We start from the raw sequence: 16,058 nt of genomic DNA on the forward strand, positions 1-16,058 counted from the left end.
GTCGTGCCCTTCGCTCGGTGAGCCTCAGTCTCCGCCGGGGTCGGTCGGCCCGCTCGTCGGGACGTGCTCCACCGTCGTCCGCGGCATGACCGCCGACGCCGCGACGATGCCCAGCGCGACGACCGCGACGGCGGTGAACGCCACGGTCACGGCGTCGCCGAACTGCGCGGGGTCCTGAGCGGGGTCGTCGCCGCTGAACAGGGTGTTGACCAGGGCACCGAGGGCCGCGACGCCGACGGCGCTGCCCATCGACCGGGCGAACAGGTTGGCGCCCGTCACGACGGCGCGGTCGCCCCAGCCGACGCTCGACTGCGCGGCGATCAGGCCGGGCGACGCGACCAGGCCGAGGCCGGCGCCGGCCACGAAGCACGACAGCCCGACCGCGAGCACCGACGGGTGCATCGACGCGACCACGAGCCCCGCGGTGCCGAGCACCACGATGCTCGACCCGATGAGCATGGTGGTGCGGAACCCGAACCGCAGGTACAGCCGCCCCGACTGCGACGCGGAGATCGGCCAGCCGATGGTCAGGGCCGCCAGGGTCAGCCCCGACGTCAGCGGTGAGACGCCGAGCAGGGCCTCGAGGAACGACGGCACGTACGAGGTGAGCCCGATGAGGACGACGCCGACGCCCACGGACACCAGCGCCGTGGCCACCAGGAGCCGGCGCGAGAAGACCCAGAGCGGCAGCACCGGCTCCTCGGCCCGCTGCTCCACCAGCACGAACGCGACCAGGAGCAGGGTGCCGACGACGAACGCGCCGATGCTCTGCACCGACAGCCACTCCCATGCGTGCCCGCCCTCGAGCAGCGCCAGGATCAGCAGGCTCATGCCCGTGGTGAGCAGGGCGCCACCGGCCCAGTCGATGCGGTGCCGGGTGCGCTCGACGGTCTCGTGGAAGTAGCGGACCAGCAGCCAGGCCGCGGCCAGGCACAGGGGGATGTTGACGAAGAAGATCCAGTTCCAGCTGAGGAACTCGGAGAACACGCCGCCGAGCGTCGGGCCGACCACCGACGAGATGCCCCACACGCTCGCGATGTAGCCCTGCGCCTTGGCGCGCTCGGCGACCGTGTAGATGTCGCCCGCGATCGTGATGGCCATGGGCTGCACCGCACCGGCGCCCAGCCCCTGCACCGCGCGGAACGCGATGAGCGCCGGCATGCTCCACGCGAACCCGCAGAGCACCGAGCCGAGCAGGAACAGCCCGATGCCGAGCAGGATCACCGGCTTGCGGCCGACGGTGTCCGCCAGCTTGGAGTAGATCGGGACGCTGACGGCCTGCGTGAGCAGGTAGACCGAGAACAGCCACGGGAAGCTGGTGAAGCCGCCGAGGTCGGCCACGATCGTCGGGACGGCCGTGGCCAGGATCGTCGCGTCGATGGCGACCAGGCCGGTGGTCACCATGATCGCGACGAGGATCGGCCCGCGCTCGGTGCGGAAGCCGACGCCGGTGCCCTCGGCGGTGCGTGCGGTGGTCAGGATGCCTCCCTGGTGGTGTGCCACCAGGATGCGTCGTCAGCGCCCGAACCGCAGCCAGTCGTGGCTTCGGGCCGAGTCCTAGGCTGGCGCCCATGGCCTACGCGATGACCGGCTTCACCGTCCGCGACCACCGGGTGCGGGTGCCGGTCGACTGGTCCGCGCCGGAGCGGTTCGGGTCGATCGACGTGTTCGCGCGCGAGCTGGTGGACCCCGAGAAGGCGTCGGACGACCTGCCGTTGCTCCTGTTCCTGCAGGGCGGCCCGGGCGGCCAGGGGCCGAGGCCGATGGGCGGCGGGTGGATCGCGGCGGCCCTGAAGAAGTACCGCGTGATCCTGCTGGACCAGCGCGGGACCGGGCGGTCGTCGCCGGTGGACGGGCGCGTGATCGGCGGGTTCCCCGACGCGGCGCGGGCGGCCGACTACCTGGCGTGCTTCCGCGGCGACGCCATCGTGGCCGACGCTGAGCACCTCCGCACGACCGTCTTCGGCGGGCGTCGGTGGGCCACGCTCGGGCAGTCCTACGGCGGCTTCCTCACGCTCACCTACCTGTCGCGCCACCCCGACGCGCTGACCCGCTGCTTCGTGACAGGCGGGCTCCCGCCGGCGGCCGCGACCGCCGAGGACGTCTACTCGGCGACCTACCGCCGCCAGGCCGCGCGCAACCGCGAGCTCGCCCGCCTCTACCCGTCCGACGTCGAGCTGCTGGGCTCCGTCGCCGACGACCTCGGGTCGACCGTCCTGCCCACCGGCGAGCCGTTCACGGTCGAGCGCCTGCAGCAGCTGGGGCAGTCGTTCGGCATGAGCACGGGTCTCGACGAGGTGCACTGGATGCTGGACACCGCGCGCACCCCGGCCGGTGACCTGTCCGACGCCTTCCTTGCGTCGGTCGTGCGGTCGACCGGCTTCGAGAGCGGTCCTCTGTACGCCGTGCTGCAGGAGGTCATCTACCACCAGGGCTCCCGCGAACCGGGCTGGGCCGCTCAGGCCGAGCACGACCGCTGGCCGTCGTTCGCCGCCGACGCGCGCCCGCTGCAGCTGACCGGCGAGGTCATCTTCCCGTGGATGTACTACCAGCACCGCGCGCTGCGCCCGTTCCGCGCCGTCGCCGAGGAGCTGGCCGCCCGCACGGAGTGGCCGCTGCTCTACGACCTCGACCGCCTCGCCGCCAACGAGGTGCCCGTCGCCGCCGTCCAGTACTACGACGACCCGTACGTCGACCTCGACCTCGCCCTGGCGACCTCCGTCGGCAACCTGGACGTCTGGATCACCAACGAGCACCTGCACGACGGGCTCCGGGTGGCCGGCGACACGATCCTGCCGCGACTGTTCGACATCGCCGCGGGGAAGGCGCGAGTGACGGGGCGCTAGTCCGGGGGGCGCGGCTCGTGGCCGGCGCGGCCGTGGGTGCGGTTCTCCTCCTTGAGCCGGGCCTCGTACACGTGCCGACGACCGCCCATGAGCTCGTCGCGGACGCGCCGCTCGGCGGCCTCGAACACCCGGTAGTAGTCCGCGTCGTACTCCTCGACCACCTGGAACGTCCACCGCCCCTGCAGCACGTTGCGGCCGACGAGCTCGGCGCGGAGCTCGTCGGCCAGCCCCGGATGGCCCGCCTCGGCCAGCTGGTCGAGGGCCTCCGCCAGCTCGTTGTCGGCGCGGCCGGTCAGCCGGTGGAAGGCATAGAGCATCCCGCGCGCGTGCTCGACCACCTCGAACGCCGCGGTGAGCGCGCCGACCGCGTCGACGACCGACTCTGGCGTGCCCTCGGGTGGGCGGTGGGCGTCGTCGCGATCGTCGTCAGTCATGGCTCGATAGTCGTCGCGGAGCGGGCTGCCCGCGCGCCGAGCAGGTCGCGCCGTCGGTGATGTCCGCCGAGGCGCAGAGCAGCGACGTGAAGTCCTTCGACGACTCGAACGCGGCGAGCTCGTTCCCGAGGATGTGGACGGGCTCCATCCGGCCGGTCGCCGCTGTGCCGTTGCGGTGCGAGGGCTGTGCTTCAGGCGTGGGCTCGGCGGTCTGCGTGAAGACTTCGTCTCGCTATGCGCGACGAAGTCTTCACGCAGTGCCGCTGATCAGGCTCGCGCCGGGGTCCAGCCGAGTCGGGGGGCGATGCTCGTCGCGACGTTCTCCAGGATGCGGCGGCTCATCGCGTGGGTTGCGTTCGCGGGCAGCACGATGTCGAGGCCCGTGGCCTCCTGGAGGGCGACGTCGGCCCGCAGGCTCACGACGACCTCGTCGGCGCTCCCGTGGTGCGTCGGGCTGAACACGCCGAACCCGGTGCCGGCGGGCGGGCGGCCCGTCGCGTCGAACCGGCCGGCGTACCAGGCGATGTACTCGGCGAAGAGCTCGTCGTCCTCGGGCGTGACGCTCGGCAGCACGATGCGGCCGGCGACGGCGCGCGGGGTCCGACCGGGGACGTCGAACGCCTCCTTGTACGCGCGGATCTGGTCGCGCTGCGTCTCCTCGAACGAGCGGCCGTCGTCCTCGCTGTTGAGCGTCGAGACGAGGAGGTCCATGCCCTGCTCGGCGGTGCGGACGGCGGTCGACCTCGAGCCCGGGCCGTACCAGACCCGGTCGGCGAGGCCGGGGCTGTGCGGCCGGACGATGAGCTCGGTGCCGGGCGGCGCGATCGGGAAGCCGCCCTCGGGTGCCACCGCCACGGGCTCTCCGGCGAGGGCCGCGCGGAGGCGGGCGATCCGGTGCTGGGACTCGTCGTCGAACGACCGCTCGCTCGCGCCGTAGACGCCGTCGAGGAGCGAGGCCGACGGCTTGATCCCACCGGCGACGCCGAGCTCGAGCCGGCCGCCCGAGAGCAGGTCGACGGTCGCGGCGTCCTCGGCGACCGCGATCGGGTCGGCGTAACGCATCGGCAGGACCGCGGTACCGAAGCGGATCCGCGTGGTCGCCTGGCCGATCGCGGCGAAGAGCGGGAACGGCGACGACAGGAACTTCTCGAGGTGCCTGACGCGGACCCAACCGACGTCGTACCCGAGCTCCTCGGCGAACCGGAACAGGTCGATCGCGTCACGCAGCGACTGGCCGGCGTCCGCCGGGTCGTCGTAGGGCACGAACGTGAGGAAGCTGAGCTCGAGGCGGGGGGTCACGCGCGCATCGTACGAGCGCACCCGACCCGGCGTCGGCACGCTCTCGCCGTCGTCTCAGTAGACGGAGGCGGGGACCCGCGGGAGCTGCACCTGGGCGACGCGGTCGAGGATCGCGTCGAGCACGGCGCCGCGGTCGAACTGCAGGGCGTGCAGGCGGGCGCGGGTCTCCCAGCCGGCGCGCTCGTCGGTGGTCATCGCGAGGACGCGGTCGAGCGCCGCCGCGATCGCCGACGGGGACTCGACGGGGACGATCAGCGCGGCGTCGCCGACCGCCTCGCCGATGCCGCCGGTGTCCGTGGTGATGACCGGACCGCCGCCGGCGAGCATCTTCTCGGCCAGCGCGATGCCGAACGTCTCGACGAACTCGGGGCGCGGCTTGCTCGGCAGGACGTAGGCCGCCGAGGAGGCCATGAGGTGCGCCTTCTCGTCGTCGTCGACGTCGTCGAAGAACACGATGCGATCGGCGGCGCTCGACTGGCGCGCCATCTCCTGCAGCCGGATCGCGTCGGGGCCGTTGCCGGCGATGACCAGCTTCAGGGCGTCGGCGGCGTGGCTCCGGGCGAAGCCCGCGATGAGGTCGTCGACACCCTTCGCGTGCGCGAGCCGGGACAGGAAGAGGACGTAGCCGTCGTGCACCAGGCCGCGCTCGTCGAGGACGCGGGCCGTCTCCCGGATGTCGAGGTCGAGGTACGACGCGACGTCGATGGCCGGGTAGGAGACGGTGACGCGCTCGCGGCACTGCGCGGCGAACGTGGTGCCGTGCTTGGCGTCGATGGCGGCGGCCTCGGCGATGATCAGCTGGCGCGTGTAGTCGCTGACCGCGAGGCAGACGTCGTGCTCGAGGTAGCTGGACAGGACGTGCGCGGCGGCGCCGAACTCGTCCTTCTCGACGCAGGCGCGCACGACGTTGGTGACGTCGGACCCGACCGCCTCGGCGACCGTGGTGACGTTGACCGGGAGGCCCGTGCGGCGCGCGACGTGCACGGCGTCGGCGACGGCCAGCGAGTGCGGGCTCAGGTACAGCGACATCGCGACCGTCGGGACCCCGTCGGTGAAGAGCTCGACCAGGCGGCCCACGATGCCGGCGAGCCAGCGGCCGTCGGGGACCTTGTAGTCGCCGACGGGCTCGGGGCGCTCGACCGTGATCCCCGGCGAGTAGGGCAGCACGCCGTCGAGGGGCTTGAGCGGCAGGCCCGTCTGCTGCAGCCGGTCGATGGGCCACGTGACGATGCGGACGTCGTCGAAACCCCTCTGCAGAGCGGCCTCGGCGAGGTTGCGGGCCTCGCCCGAGTGCCCGCAGATGACCGGGTCGGCTCGGACGACGATGACGAGACGGCGGTTCGTGGTCACGGCTGCTCCTTGTCGGCTCGCTCAGCGCCGCAGCGCGGTGGTCGGGGGCGTGGTGCTGACGGAGGGCGGCCGGACGGTGGTGCCCCAGTCGCTCGGCTCCGGGCCCAGCGTCAGGTGGAGGCGTCCCCCGCGGTGGAGCTCCGTGCCTGTCAGCCAGGTGCGGTCGAGACGCTCGCCGTCGAGGTGCACGGACTGTACGTACTGGATCGGTCCGCCAGGTGTCGGCTCGGTGAACCCTGAGGTCTCGATGGTGAGGTTGCGGTCGCCGACGTCGATGCTCGACTCCCGCCACGCCGGCGCGCTGATGAGGAACAGGTTCTGGCCGGCGACCGGGAAGAGCCCGAGCGACGCCCACACGAACCACGACGAGAGCCCGCCGGAGTCGTCGTTGCCCGGCATGCCGCCACGCCCGACGCCGAACTGGTTCTGCACGATCGCCTGCACGACCTCCGCGGTCCGGTCCGGCCGGCCGGCGTAGTGGTACGACCACGGCGCCTCCATGTCGGGCTCGTTGTTCAGGCCCTCGAAGCGGTTGAGCGCGTACCCGGCGGCCATCTCCTCGATGCCCGGCCGGTGCCCCGGCTGCACGACGGGCGGCGCCCCGAACCCGAAGAACTGGTCGAGCTGGGCGACGAAGGCGTCGTCGCCACCCGAGAGCTTGATCCGCGCCGCCATGTCGTGCAGCAGCCGGAACGAGTAGTTCCAGCGGCCACCCTCGTAGTACGTGGAGTCCTCGAGCAGGCCGGTGGACTCGTCGAACGCGTTGATCCAGCGCGCGGCGAGCGGCGTGAACTGCTCGACGAGCGCCGCGTCGCCGACGTGGGCCGCGATCTGCGACGTGCACCAGTACCCGAACGCGAGGTCGAGCGTGTGGCTGATCGGGTGCACCTTGCCGCGCAGCAGGAAGTCCTCGCCGTAGGTCCGACGAAGGTCGTTGTGCATGTGCACGAGCGCCCAGTCCCAGTCGAGACCGGGCAGGCCCAGCTGGCAGAGGTCGGACAGGAAGGTGTGCGCGAGTGCCGACGCCTGCCGGCTGAACTGGTCTGCGCCGCGCGCCATCCGGTAGCCGATCGGGAGGTTGCCCTCCTCCTCGGAGATGTACAGGAGCGCGTTGGCCAGCTCGACGGCCTTGTCCGGCACGAGCGTGGTGAGGAGCGGGAGCTGCGTCCGGTAGATGTCCCACATCGTCGCGAGGTCGAACGCGAACGGGCCGTCCGCCGGCCAGAACGGCGACTCGTCGGGGGCCAGGCAGGGCTTGATGAGCGAGTGGTAGAGCGCGGTCGAGAAGACCGTCTGCTTGTCGCGCGACGGGGTGTCGACGCGGATCTTGCTGAGCCCCGACTGCCAGGCCTCCGCGGTGGCCGCGCGCCTCGTCGCAAAGCTGGACGGCCCCGGACCGCACTCGCGCTCGAGGTTCTCCCGCGCCTGGTCGACGCCCCGCAGCGAGAACCCGAACCGCAGCTCCACCACCTGCCCGGGCTCCGACGGCCCGGCCCACATGAGCCCGAACGGCCGCAGCGTCGTCGGGCGGATCCGGTCGAAGTCCAAGCGCGTGCCGCCCGGCATCAGCCGGCGGTCGTACCAGAGCATCTGCCGCCAGCGCGGGTCGTCGCACTCGACGTGGATGGCCAGCGGGGCACCCTCGACCACGATCTCGCCCTGCGCGACTCCCGGGCTGATCGAGTGCAGGTGCGCCCGGAGCGGCACCGTCCGGCCGTGCGGGATGGTCAGGCCGCCGAGCGAGAAGTCGATGACCAGCCGCGCGTCGCGGTGCGCGGGGAACGTGTACCGGTGGACGGCGGACTTGGGGCCGACCGTGATCTCGGCTCGGATGCCACTCTCGAGGGTCGCGGCGTAGTAGCCGGGCTCGGCGTCCTCGTCGACGATGTCCCACAGCTGCCCCAGGTCGTCCAGCGGCTGCAGCATCGGCGTGACGCGGAAGTAGTTGTAGTACTTGCGGATGGCGCCCGTGCCGGACTGCTGGAAGTGCGTGAACCCGCTGGCCACCTGCCGGTCGTGCATCTCCGTCGGGAGGCCCTCGGTGCCGAGGTCGTAGCGGCCATACCCGGTCGGGTACGCCCCGCTGTACGCGCACGCGCTGACCATGCCGAGCGGGTAGGTGGCGCCCGGGTGCGTGTTCCCGACCTGCGGCTTCGGCCACCACCAGGTCGTCGCGAGGCCCTCCTGCGCGGGCAGGCTCGTGGCCTCCGTGCCGATGAAGGGGTCGACGCGTTCGAACATCGGTCCGCTCCTCGCGCTCGTCCGTCGGGGACCACAGGTCGCGTGCGGGCGACGACTGCGTCCATGCCTCGTTGGGGGGACGGTACGGGGGGAGTGTTGCGGGTGGGTTTCGTGGCGACAGAAGGTGTGGGCCATCTCTCCGCAGCCAACGATCGAGCCGTTGCGAGACCACCGTCACCGGTGGAGTGTGGGTGCTGGCGCGCGCCCGGCCGCGTCGTCCATCCGACGAAGGACGATCAGATGACGGACGCGACGACCGCCCGGCAGTACCAACCGCCGACCGTCCCGCGTAGCGCGTGGAACGCGCTCGTCGTGCTCATGGCCGGCATGTTCATGGCCCTGCTGGACACGACGATCGTCAACGTCGCGCTGCCGACCATCCGCCTCAGCCTCGATGCGTCCGAGGCGACGCTCAGCTGGATCATCAGCGGCTACGCGCTGGCGTTCGGCATCGCCCTGATCCCGGCGGGACGGGTCGGGGACCGGATCGGGCACAAGTGGGTCTTCTTCACCGGCCTGCTGCTGTTCACGGTCGCCAGCCTGTTCTGCGGGCTCGCGCAGACGAGCCTTCAGCTGATCATCGCGCGCGTCATCCAGGGCCTGGCCGGCGGCATGTTCGTGCCGGGAGTCACGGCGATGATCCAGCTGTTGTTCCCGGGGCCGGTGCGCGGCAAGGCGTTCGCGATCATGGGGTCGGTCATCGGGGTCTCGACGGCGTTGGGGCCGATCCTCGGCGGGTTGATCATCGAGGCGTTCGGCGACGAGAACGGCTGGCGGCTCGTTTTCTGGGTCAACATCCCGATCGGGATCATCGCGTTGATCGCGGCCGCGAAGATCCTGCCGGCCGGCCACGAGGGGCAGGCCAAGGAGGGCTACGACTTCGTCGGGCTCATCCTTCTGACGGCGGGGCTGGTGGCTCTGCTCGTGCCTCTGATCGAGGGCCAGGACAAGGGGTGGCCGCCCTGGACGTTCATCACGCTGGTGGCCGGGGTCCTGCTGATCGTCGCGTTCGCGCTCTGGGAGCTGCGGATCGTCGACGAGAACCCGATGGTGCCGCCGCACCTGTTCTCGCACCCGCAGTTCACGGGCGGGACGATCCTCGCGCTCGTCTACTTCGCGGCGTTCACCAGCATCTTCTTCACCATCTCGCTGCTCTGGCAGGCGGGGCTCGGGCACACCGCGCTCGAGTCCGGCGTGGTCGGGGTGCCGTTCGCCATCGGCAGCATCATCGGGGCGTCGCAGAGCAACCGGCTGTCGCAGCGGCTGGGCCGGACCGTGCTCATCGTCGGCACCGCGATGGTCTGCATCGGGTTGGTATGGGTGTGGCTGGTGCTCCGGATCGAGCCAGCGCAGGACCTGGCCAACTGGGACCTGCTGGCACCGCTGCTGATCGCGGGCATCGGCAGCGGGCTGTTCATCGCGCCGAACGTGCAGTTCATCGTGGCCACCGTGGACCGGTCTGAGGCCGGCTCGGCCAGCGGCGTGATCAGCGTGATGCAGCGCGTGGGATCGGCCATCGGCATCGCGGTCATCGGCAGCGTGCTCTTCGGCACCCTGCACATCACCAGCCCCGCCGGGGCCCCGCAGGCGTTCGTCGACAGCGCCGCGCACGCCATGGCGGTCAGCGCGGCACTGTCGATCGTCGCCTTCGCGCTCGTGTTCGTGCTGCCGAGGAAGGTGAACGCGCACGGCGGTCCGCCGCCCACGGAGTGAGGCGAGATCGTCATCCCCTCGTCGGACGGCCTTCACGTGCGCGCCACGTCGGCCGCGTGAGATGGGGCCGACGACGAGAGAGGACCCACCATGGCCGCCACGCTCGCCACGACGCCCCGGCTCTACGACGCCGCCGACGACCGCCAGCCCGAGGTCGGCTCGACGGTCTGGGGGGTCGCGCACCCGATCGGTGAGGTCCCCGACGGCCCGGACTCCCGCTGGGTCCTCGTCATGGGCGAGGTCATGGGGGTGCGGCTGGACACCCCCGGCTGGCCCAACGGGCAGGTCTGGTCGAGCGAGGAGCTGTGCCGCGCGCACGCCTGGTCGCGGCACGTGGTCGGTCGGCGGACCGGGTTCGAGGTGCGGCGACTGGAGGTCGTCACGCCGACGCTGTTCCGGCTGGCGACGGACTGATCCGCCGGTAGCGTGAGCCTCGCCCGCACCGACGAGGGAGCACGCACATGAAGGACTTCGACCAGGCGTTGCGCACGGCTGCTCCCGGCACGATCGACGGCGCCAAGCTGCTGACGCGGTTCGAGTACGAGCAGCTGGCCGTGCCGAGCGGCGGGCCGGTCGGGGAGCACTTCGAGGGGTTCATCCCGGCCATCGTGCAGCGCGACGGCGTGCACCACCTGGTGGCGTTCTCGTCGGTGCAGCGCTTCAAGGACGAGGGCAAGATCGGCGGCGACGCGGTCGCCATGCCGGTCCGCGAGGTGCTGCTGCGGATGCCCGCGGACGTGGGCATCGTGATCAACCCGGGCAGCTCGCAGGGGTTCGAGCTGGGGCCGGACGTCGTCGCGACTCTGCGCGACGAGCTCGCCCGGCCCCACGAGGAGTGATCAGGCCGGGATCTTCACGCTGGTGAGGAACGCGGCGGCCTGAGTCAGGTCGTCGAAGTCGTTGCCGGCCAGGTCGACCAGCAGCTCGTTGCTCCACAGGGCGAGGCGCCCGATGGTGAACTGCTCCTTGGCGACGTCCGGGAGCGTCAGCCCGTAGACCCGCTTCGCGATCTCGCGCTTGCCGCCGCGCGCGGCGCCGTACGTCCAGATGGGCAGGTACGTGTCCGGGGACATCGCGCAAAGCACCCGAGTGAGGGCGGGCTCCTTGAAGCCGGTCATCCCGAGTCCGCCCTGGCCGAGGATCAGGCGGGTCAGCCGGTCGGGCAGCGGCACGGTCTCGGGCCCGTAGAGCAGGTACCGGATCGTGTTGCGGGTGCGGGACGACGCCTCGTGCTCGCCCATCGACGCCCACGCCCGGTTGAACGACGCGGTGGTCGCGTTGGTCGCGCCGGGGGTGTCGTTGACGAACGCCTTGAGGTCGCTGGGCTCGCAGCTCGTGATCTCGTCGCGGCTGAACACGTGCTGGTAGTGCGACCAGTCCGGGCCGGGGTCGCTGGGTGGGGCCTCGGCCGCCAGCTTCTCCACGCGCTCGAGGCGGGACGGGTCGACCGCCGTGCGGTCGGGGAACCGGGCCTGCAGGTCGGCCGACGACGACGGCAGCGGGGCCGAGGTCTTCGCCTCCCCGCGGGTCCACTGGTGGTCACAGGCCGTGCAGCGGACGGTGCGGCGATCGTCCGCCAACCGTTCGACGAGTTCGAGCTCTCCGGATCGACAGACCGGGCATGTCAGCATGAGTGCTCCTTCGCCTCTAGGGAGAGTGTGACGCACTGGAGGCGGCCGTAGGTCCGGGGGTTGAGACGGACGCGGGACCAGGTGCGCCTCTCAGCCCGGTCAGCGGGCCCGTGACCTGCGACGACGGGCGCGCGATGGCCTCCCGACGGCCCGCGCAGAGGATTCCGTCACGCCCGCAGGTGCAGCCACCAGGTGATGCCTGTGCCGATCATGGCCAGGCCGCACCTCTCGTAGAGAGCTCGCCCCGCCGGGGTCGAGTTCAGGACGGCGTGCTCGGCGCCGGCCGAGGCCGCTGCGCCGCACACCGCCTGCATCAGTCCGGTGCCCAGGCCGCGACGCTGGAACGTCTCCCACACGGCGACGTCGAAGACCCCCGCCAGGTTGCCGACGAGGTGCGACCAGGCCCGGCCCGCCAGCCGACCGTCGTCGTACGCCGCCGCGTACCAGGCGCGGGCCGGCCGGAGCCGCGCCATCGCGAGCTCCTGCGCGTACGCGGCGTGCTCGCCGCCGTAGTCGGTGGTCGTCTCCTGGAGCTCGACGCGTGGGTCCGCCGGGAGCCCGAGGCCGATCGGGCCGGCCATCCACCACGGCGACCAGCCCTTCTCGAAGCCTGCGGCGGCGAGCGGGGCCGGGTCGACGTCCAGCCCGAGCCAGGCGCCGATGATCGACGGGTTGCGCGACCGGGCACGCTCGAGCCCGCGTGCCAGGGCCGTCGGGTCAATGACCTGGGGGAACAGGAGGTCACCGTTCGCCCAGGTCAGTCCGCCGTCCTCCCAGGCATCGGTCCCGAGCGCCTGCGCGTGCAGCTGGAACCAGCTGGTCTGGACGCGCTCGCAGTCGGCGACCGTGGTCACGCCGGGATCGGTCCGCGTCGGATGCGCTCCAGCAGGCCGTCCGGGGTGACGGTGTCGAAGTCCCAGTTCGAGTCGATCCACCACGTGACTCCGGCGGCCTCGAGAGCCTCGATCTTCTCGCGCGCGGCGGCGCCGTCCGTGGGCAGGACGCCCTCGGCGACGAGCTCGAACGGCTCGCCGCCGCGCTGCTCGGTGACCCAGTCGCTGACCTTCCGCATCTCGTCGGGCTTCAGGGGGTCGAACCCGTCCTCGCGCCGGGTCGCGATGACCCCGTCGCGGCCGGCCGCCCGGCGCATCGAGCGCGGCGCGAACCACGCCCCGATCACCCAGACCGGGATGGTGCCGCGGACCGGGCGCGGCTGGAACGCGAGGTCCGTGACGCGGTGGAACGTGCCCTCGTAGGTGACCGGCTCCCCGGTCCACGCGAGGTCGAGGATCGCGAGGCTGTCGTCGAGCAGGGCCGCCCGCTCCTTGACCGCGACGTGCTCACCGGACACCCGGCTGTACGCGCCGTCGTCGATCGCGCCGAGCCCGACCGGGAGCACCAGCCGGCCGCCCGAGAGGTGGTCGACCGTCAGCGCCTGCCGGGCTACCTCCCACGGCTTGCGGCGGGGGAGCGAGAAGACCATGGCGCCGAGCGTGATGCGGCTGGTCCGGACCGCGGCCGCACCGAGGATGGTCCACGGGTCGAACGTGTCCATGGGGCCGACGCTGATGCCGTCCCAGGCGAAGAACCCGTCCCAGCCCGCGTCCTCGGCGGCGACGGCCATCTCGATCGACTGGGTTGCTGACCCGCACGAGGCGGTGACACCGAACTTCATGACGCACGACGCTACGCCCGACCTCCGACAGCCCGCCGGGATCACCGCCCCGACCTCAAGCGCGGCCTCGCATCTGCCGATCCCGTCATCAGCGCCGTCGTCGCGCCACCCCACCGATCGCGAAGGAGCTCGCCGTGAGCAGCAGCGCGTTCCCGCAGCTCCCGATCGCGTGGCTGCCGGAGCCTCGCGACCACGACGAGGACCTGCCCGACGGCCCCGTGGCCACGCCCCCGTACGGCGCGCTGACGCTGCCGACACCCTCGGACGACCCGGCCATCGACGCGTCCGTGGCCGACGACGAGATCGCGGCCGACGCCGAGACGGCCGACGCCGAGACGGCCGACGCCGAGACGGCCGACGCCRAGACGGCCGACGCCGAGACGGCCGACGCCGAGAGCGCGGGAGGCGAGGTGCCGACGAGCGACGGCGACGTTGCGCCCGACGCGCCGCCGACGGACGGGCAGACGCCTGTGCCGGCGCCCGCGGAGCCGACGCCGGTAGACGTGGACGAGATCCCTCTCCTGCCGTTCGCGAAGGTCGTGGAGACCTACGTCGGCTGGGGCACCCGCGCCTGCGCGCTCGCCATCGACCTCCTGGTCCTCGTCCTGCCGTTCGCGGCCGGCGTGCTCGTGGACTCGGCGTTGATGGCGTACAACGTGCCGATGATCCAGGGGCAGATGACGGTGATCCCGTTCGTGCTCGCCGCGATCGTGTGGAACCGCGGGGTCTGGCAGGGCCGGACCGGGCAGTCGCTGGGCAAGAAGGCGATGGGCATCCGGCTCGCCGACGAGTCGACGGACCTGCCGGTCGGCATCAGGACCGCCCTGCTCCGCGAGCTGGCGCACCTCGTCGACACTCTGTCGCTCGTCGGCTGGCTGAGGCCGCTGTGGAACGGCAAGCGGCGGACGTTCGCCGACCAGATCGTCGGCACCGTCGTCCTCGGCTGACCGGCCACACACGCGCGCCTCAGACCCGCGTCTCACACCCGTGCGAGCTCCCGGCGGCGTGCGGCGAGGGTCTCGGCGACGGCCACGTCCCACGGCGTCGCGACGAGACCGAGGACGCGCGACGACGCCGCCGTGTCCATGACGTAGGGCCGCGCGAAGTGGTCGCCGACGGCGGTGACCTCCCGCAGCATCGGGGACACGACGCCCATCGCGCGCACGACGAGCGCGGGCACGGGGCGGATCCGCGCCGCCGGCGCTCCGGCCGCGGTCGCGATCCGCACCCCCAGCTCGCGGAACGTCAGCGGTTCGGCCGTCGGGACGTGCCAGCCGTGACCCCAGGCGGCGGGCGTGCTGCCGGCGGCGACCAGCGCGCGCGCGAAGTCCGGCAGGTAGGTCCAGCTGTGCGCTTGGTCGACCGCGACCACCGGCCGCGCGACCTTGCCCGCGACCAGCGGGTCGACGAAACGCGGCCCGGCGTGCGCCTGGGCGTCGGCCAGTGGGCCGAGGTAGTCCGCGGCCCGCACCTCCGTGACCCGCAGCTCGCCCGCGCGGTGCCGACGCTCGGCCTCGCGCCACATCTGCGCGCGGACGGCGCCCTTGGTGTCGGTGGCGGCGAGCGGCGAGTCCTCCGTCATCACCTCGCCGTGGGTGGCGTAGCCGTAGAGGTTGCCGGCGGTGACCAGCACCGCGCCGGTCCGGGCGGCGGCGTCCAGCAGGGCGGTCCACATCGGCGGCCAGTCGGTGGCCCAGCGGTCGTAGGTGGGGTTGGCGCAGTTGTAGAGCACGTCCGCCCCGGCGACGGCCGCGACGAGCGCGGTGGTGTCGGTCGCGTCGAGGGTGGCGTGGGTGATCCGGTCGGACGACGAGCCCCCCGAGCGGCTGAGGACCAGGACATCGGCGCCCTGGTCGGCAAGGTGCCGGGCGAGGGTGGTGCCGACTGCGCCCTTGCCCAGGATCACGTGGCGGCTCATGGTGGGTCTCCTTCGTCTGAACGAGAGCAGTGCTCTCTGTTGTGAGCGATGCTCGCAGACTTTCGACGACGAAACAAGAGCACTGCTCGCACACGTGATCGGTGCTCGCACTTTGACCGACGAGAAGGCACACTGTCGCCGTGACCGAGTCGACGAACCGCGTGCCCGCCTCCGCACGGGAGCGGGCCCGTGCCGAGGTGATGGCCGAGCTGCTCGCCGCCGCCCGCGCGCGGCTGGAGAGCGAGGGATCCGCCGACCTCAGCCTGCGCGCGGTCGCCCGCGACCTCGGGATGGCGTCGTCGGCGGTCTACCGCTACGTCGACTCGCGCGACGCGCTGCTCACGCTGCTGATCATCGAGGCCTACGACTCGGTGGGCGCGACCGCGGAGGCCGCGGCCGCCGCCGCCCGCGAGCGTGGGGCCGATCCGGCGCGGACCTGGCTGGAGGTCGCCCGCGCGGTCCGCGGGTGGGCTCTCGAGCAGCGGTACTCGTTCGAGCTGATCTACGGCACGCCCGTGCGCGGATACCGGGCGCCCGACGACACCGTCCGGTCCGCGCTGCGGATGTGGGGCGTCATCGTCGGGCTGCTCATGGAGGCGTACGGGAGCGGCGCCCTCGCGCCCGCAGGGCCGACGTTCGACCCGGCGCACCGCCTCGCGCCCGAGGTCTACGCGTTCGCCGGGTGGGACGACCCCGCTGAGGTGCCGCCCGAGCTCGCCCGGGCCGCGGCCCGGTCGGCCACCCTGTTCACCTCGCTGATCGGGGCGATCTCGGTCGAGCTGTTCGGCCACCTGCACCGCGTCGCCGACGACTTCGGCCTGCTCTTCGACGTCACGATCGCCACTGCCGCAGCCGGCGTCGGCCTGCACGTGGACCTCGGGTCCGGCGACTGAGACCAGGTCCGACCGGGTGACGCGCGCGGGTGCGGTCGGCCGCGGCTCAACACGCCCA

At 72.4% G+C, this 16,058-nt stretch carries 16 protein-coding genes; 6 read left to right on the forward strand and 10 right to left on the reverse strand.

Translation table 11 applies throughout. From position 1 onward, the window contains the following. Positions 1–24 precede the first annotated feature (24 nt). Positions 25–1,404: an MFS transporter gene (locus tag AC1DT4_RS03225; protein WP_477088390.1), complete on the reverse strand. Its 1,380-nt coding sequence runs from the start codon at positions 1,402–1,404 to the stop codon at positions 25–27. Between the two features lie 167 nt (positions 1,405–1,571). Between AC1DT4_RS03225 and AC1DT4_RS03230 the strand changes: the two genes are divergently transcribed. After that, positions 1,572–2,846 (forward strand): alpha/beta fold hydrolase, encoded by a 1,275-nt coding sequence (locus tag AC1DT4_RS03230; RefSeq protein WP_477088322.1) that lies wholly within the window; start codon positions 1,572–1,574, stop codon positions 2,844–2,846. Here the strand turns inward: AC1DT4_RS03230 and AC1DT4_RS03235 are convergent. From AC1DT4_RS03235 to AC1DT4_RS03255, 5 genes are all read right to left on the reverse strand, one after another. Continuing rightward, on the reverse strand, positions 2,843–3,280 hold the full coding sequence (locus AC1DT4_RS03235) for a hypothetical protein (RefSeq protein WP_477088323.1): 438 nt from the start codon (positions 3,278–3,280) through the stop codon (positions 2,843–2,845). The genes AC1DT4_RS03230 and AC1DT4_RS03235 overlap by 4 nt on opposite strands. Continuing rightward, positions 3,273–3,428, reverse strand: a complete 156-nt coding sequence (locus AC1DT4_RS03240; RefSeq protein ID WP_477088324.1) for a hypothetical protein — start codon at positions 3,426–3,428, stop codon at positions 3,273–3,275. Before AC1DT4_RS03240 ends, AC1DT4_RS03235 begins: the two co-directional genes overlap by 8 nt. A gap of 119 nt (positions 3,429–3,547) precedes the next feature. Beyond that, on the reverse strand, positions 3,548–4,579 hold the full coding sequence (locus AC1DT4_RS03245) for an LLM class flavin-dependent oxidoreductase (protein WP_477088325.1): 1,032 nt from the start codon (positions 4,577–4,579) through the stop codon (positions 3,548–3,550). A gap of 54 nt (positions 4,580–4,633) precedes the next feature. Then, on the reverse strand, positions 4,634–5,929 hold the full coding sequence (locus tag AC1DT4_RS03250) for a glycosyltransferase (RefSeq protein WP_477088326.1): 1,296 nt from the start codon (positions 5,927–5,929) through the stop codon (positions 4,634–4,636). Between the two features lie 21 nt (positions 5,930–5,950). Beyond that, complete coding sequence (locus tag AC1DT4_RS03255; RefSeq protein ID WP_477088327.1) at positions 5,951–8,170, reverse strand: glycoside hydrolase domain-containing protein; 2,220 nt, start codon at positions 8,168–8,170, stop codon at positions 5,951–5,953. Between the two features lie 240 nt (positions 8,171–8,410). On the opposite strand from AC1DT4_RS03255, the gene AC1DT4_RS03260 reads away from it, so the two are divergent. The 3 genes from AC1DT4_RS03260 to AC1DT4_RS03270 all read left to right on the forward strand — a co-directional run bounded on the left by AC1DT4_RS03260 (position 8,411) and on the right by AC1DT4_RS03270 (position 10,722). Continuing rightward, complete coding sequence (locus AC1DT4_RS03260) at positions 8,411–9,883, forward strand: MFS transporter (RefSeq protein WP_477088328.1); 1,473 nt, start codon at positions 8,411–8,413, stop codon at positions 9,881–9,883. Between the two features lie 90 nt (positions 9,884–9,973). Then, positions 9,974–10,297: a hypothetical protein gene (locus tag AC1DT4_RS03265; RefSeq protein WP_477088329.1), complete on the forward strand. Its 324-nt coding sequence runs from the start codon at positions 9,974–9,976 to the stop codon at positions 10,295–10,297. Positions 10,298–10,344: 47 nt separating this feature from the next. Continuing rightward, complete coding sequence (locus AC1DT4_RS03270; protein ID WP_477088330.1) at positions 10,345–10,722, forward strand: SseB family protein; 378 nt, start codon at positions 10,345–10,347, stop codon at positions 10,720–10,722. On the opposite strand, the gene AC1DT4_RS03275 is transcribed toward AC1DT4_RS03270, so the two are convergent. The 3 genes from AC1DT4_RS03275 to AC1DT4_RS03285 form a co-directional block, all read right to left on the reverse strand. Continuing rightward, entirely contained in the window at positions 10,723–11,514 is a 792-nt protein-coding gene (locus AC1DT4_RS03275) for a zinc ribbon domain-containing protein (protein ID WP_477088331.1), read from the reverse strand. A gap of 167 nt (positions 11,515–11,681) precedes the next feature. Continuing rightward, positions 11,682–12,368: a GNAT family N-acetyltransferase gene (locus tag AC1DT4_RS03280; protein ID WP_477088332.1), complete on the reverse strand. Its 687-nt coding sequence runs from the start codon at positions 12,366–12,368 to the stop codon at positions 11,682–11,684. Next, positions 12,365–13,189 carry an LLM class flavin-dependent oxidoreductase gene (locus tag AC1DT4_RS03285; protein ID WP_477088333.1) on the reverse strand — a complete coding sequence of 275 codons (825 nt, stop codon included), beginning with the start codon at positions 13,187–13,189 and terminating at the stop codon, positions 12,365–12,367. Before AC1DT4_RS03285 ends, AC1DT4_RS03280 begins: the two co-directional genes overlap by 4 nt. A gap of 134 nt (positions 13,190–13,323) precedes the next feature. On the opposite strand from AC1DT4_RS03285, the gene AC1DT4_RS03290 reads away from it, so the two are divergent. Next, entirely contained in the window at positions 13,324–14,136 is an 813-nt protein-coding gene (locus AC1DT4_RS03290; protein ID WP_477088334.1) for an RDD family protein, read from the forward strand. A 32-nt stretch (positions 14,137–14,168) separates the two neighbouring features. On the opposite strand, the gene AC1DT4_RS03295 is transcribed toward AC1DT4_RS03290, so the two are convergent. Further along, complete coding sequence (locus tag AC1DT4_RS03295; RefSeq protein WP_477088335.1) at positions 14,169–15,107, reverse strand: NAD-dependent epimerase/dehydratase family protein; 939 nt, start codon at positions 15,105–15,107, stop codon at positions 14,169–14,171. A gap of 140 nt (positions 15,108–15,247) precedes the next feature. On the opposite strand from AC1DT4_RS03295, the gene AC1DT4_RS03300 reads away from it, so the two are divergent. Beyond that, the gene (locus AC1DT4_RS03300; protein WP_477088336.1) at positions 15,248–16,000 is read left to right on the forward strand and encodes a TetR/AcrR family transcriptional regulator; all 753 of its coding nucleotides are present in this window, start codon (positions 15,248–15,250) and stop codon (positions 15,998–16,000) included. Positions 16,001–16,058 lie beyond the last annotated feature (58 nt).

The organism is Cellulomonas sp. P4_D11 (genome assembly GCF_056401915.1).

Coding starts and splice junctions, on each gene's coding strand:
- AC1DT4_RS03225 (WP_477088390.1), bottom strand. CDS start 1,404: ATGGTGACCACCGGCCTGGTCGCCATCGACGCGACGATCCTGGCCACG.
- AC1DT4_RS03230 (WP_477088322.1), top strand. CDS start 1,572: ATGGCCTACGCGATGACCGGCTTCACCGTCCGCGACCACCGGGTGCGG.
- AC1DT4_RS03235 (WP_477088323.1), bottom strand. CDS start 3,280: ATGACTGACGACGATCGCGACGACGCCCACCGCCCACCCGAGGGCACG.
- AC1DT4_RS03240 (WP_477088324.1), bottom strand. CDS start 3,428: ATGGAGCCCGTCCACATCCTCGGGAACGAGCTCGCCGCGTTCGAGTCG.
- AC1DT4_RS03255 (WP_477088327.1), bottom strand. CDS start 8,170: ATGTTCGAACGCGTCGACCCCTTCATCGGCACGGAGGCCACGAGCCTG.
- AC1DT4_RS03260 (WP_477088328.1), top strand. CDS start 8,411: ATGACGGACGCGACGACCGCCCGGCAGTACCAACCGCCGACCGTCCCG.
- AC1DT4_RS03265 (WP_477088329.1), top strand. CDS start 9,974: ATGGCCGCCACGCTCGCCACGACGCCCCGGCTCTACGACGCCGCCGAC.
- AC1DT4_RS03270 (WP_477088330.1), top strand. CDS start 10,345: ATGAAGGACTTCGACCAGGCGTTGCGCACGGCTGCTCCCGGCACGATC.
- AC1DT4_RS03275 (WP_477088331.1), bottom strand. CDS start 11,514: ATGCTGACATGCCCGGTCTGTCGATCCGGAGAGCTCGAACTCGTCGAA.
- AC1DT4_RS03285 (WP_477088333.1), bottom strand. CDS start 13,189: ATGAAGTTCGGTGTCACCGCCTCGTGCGGGTCAGCAACCCAGTCGATC.
- AC1DT4_RS03295 (WP_477088335.1), bottom strand. CDS start 15,107: ATGAGCCGCCACGTGATCCTGGGCAAGGGCGCAGTCGGCACCACCCTC.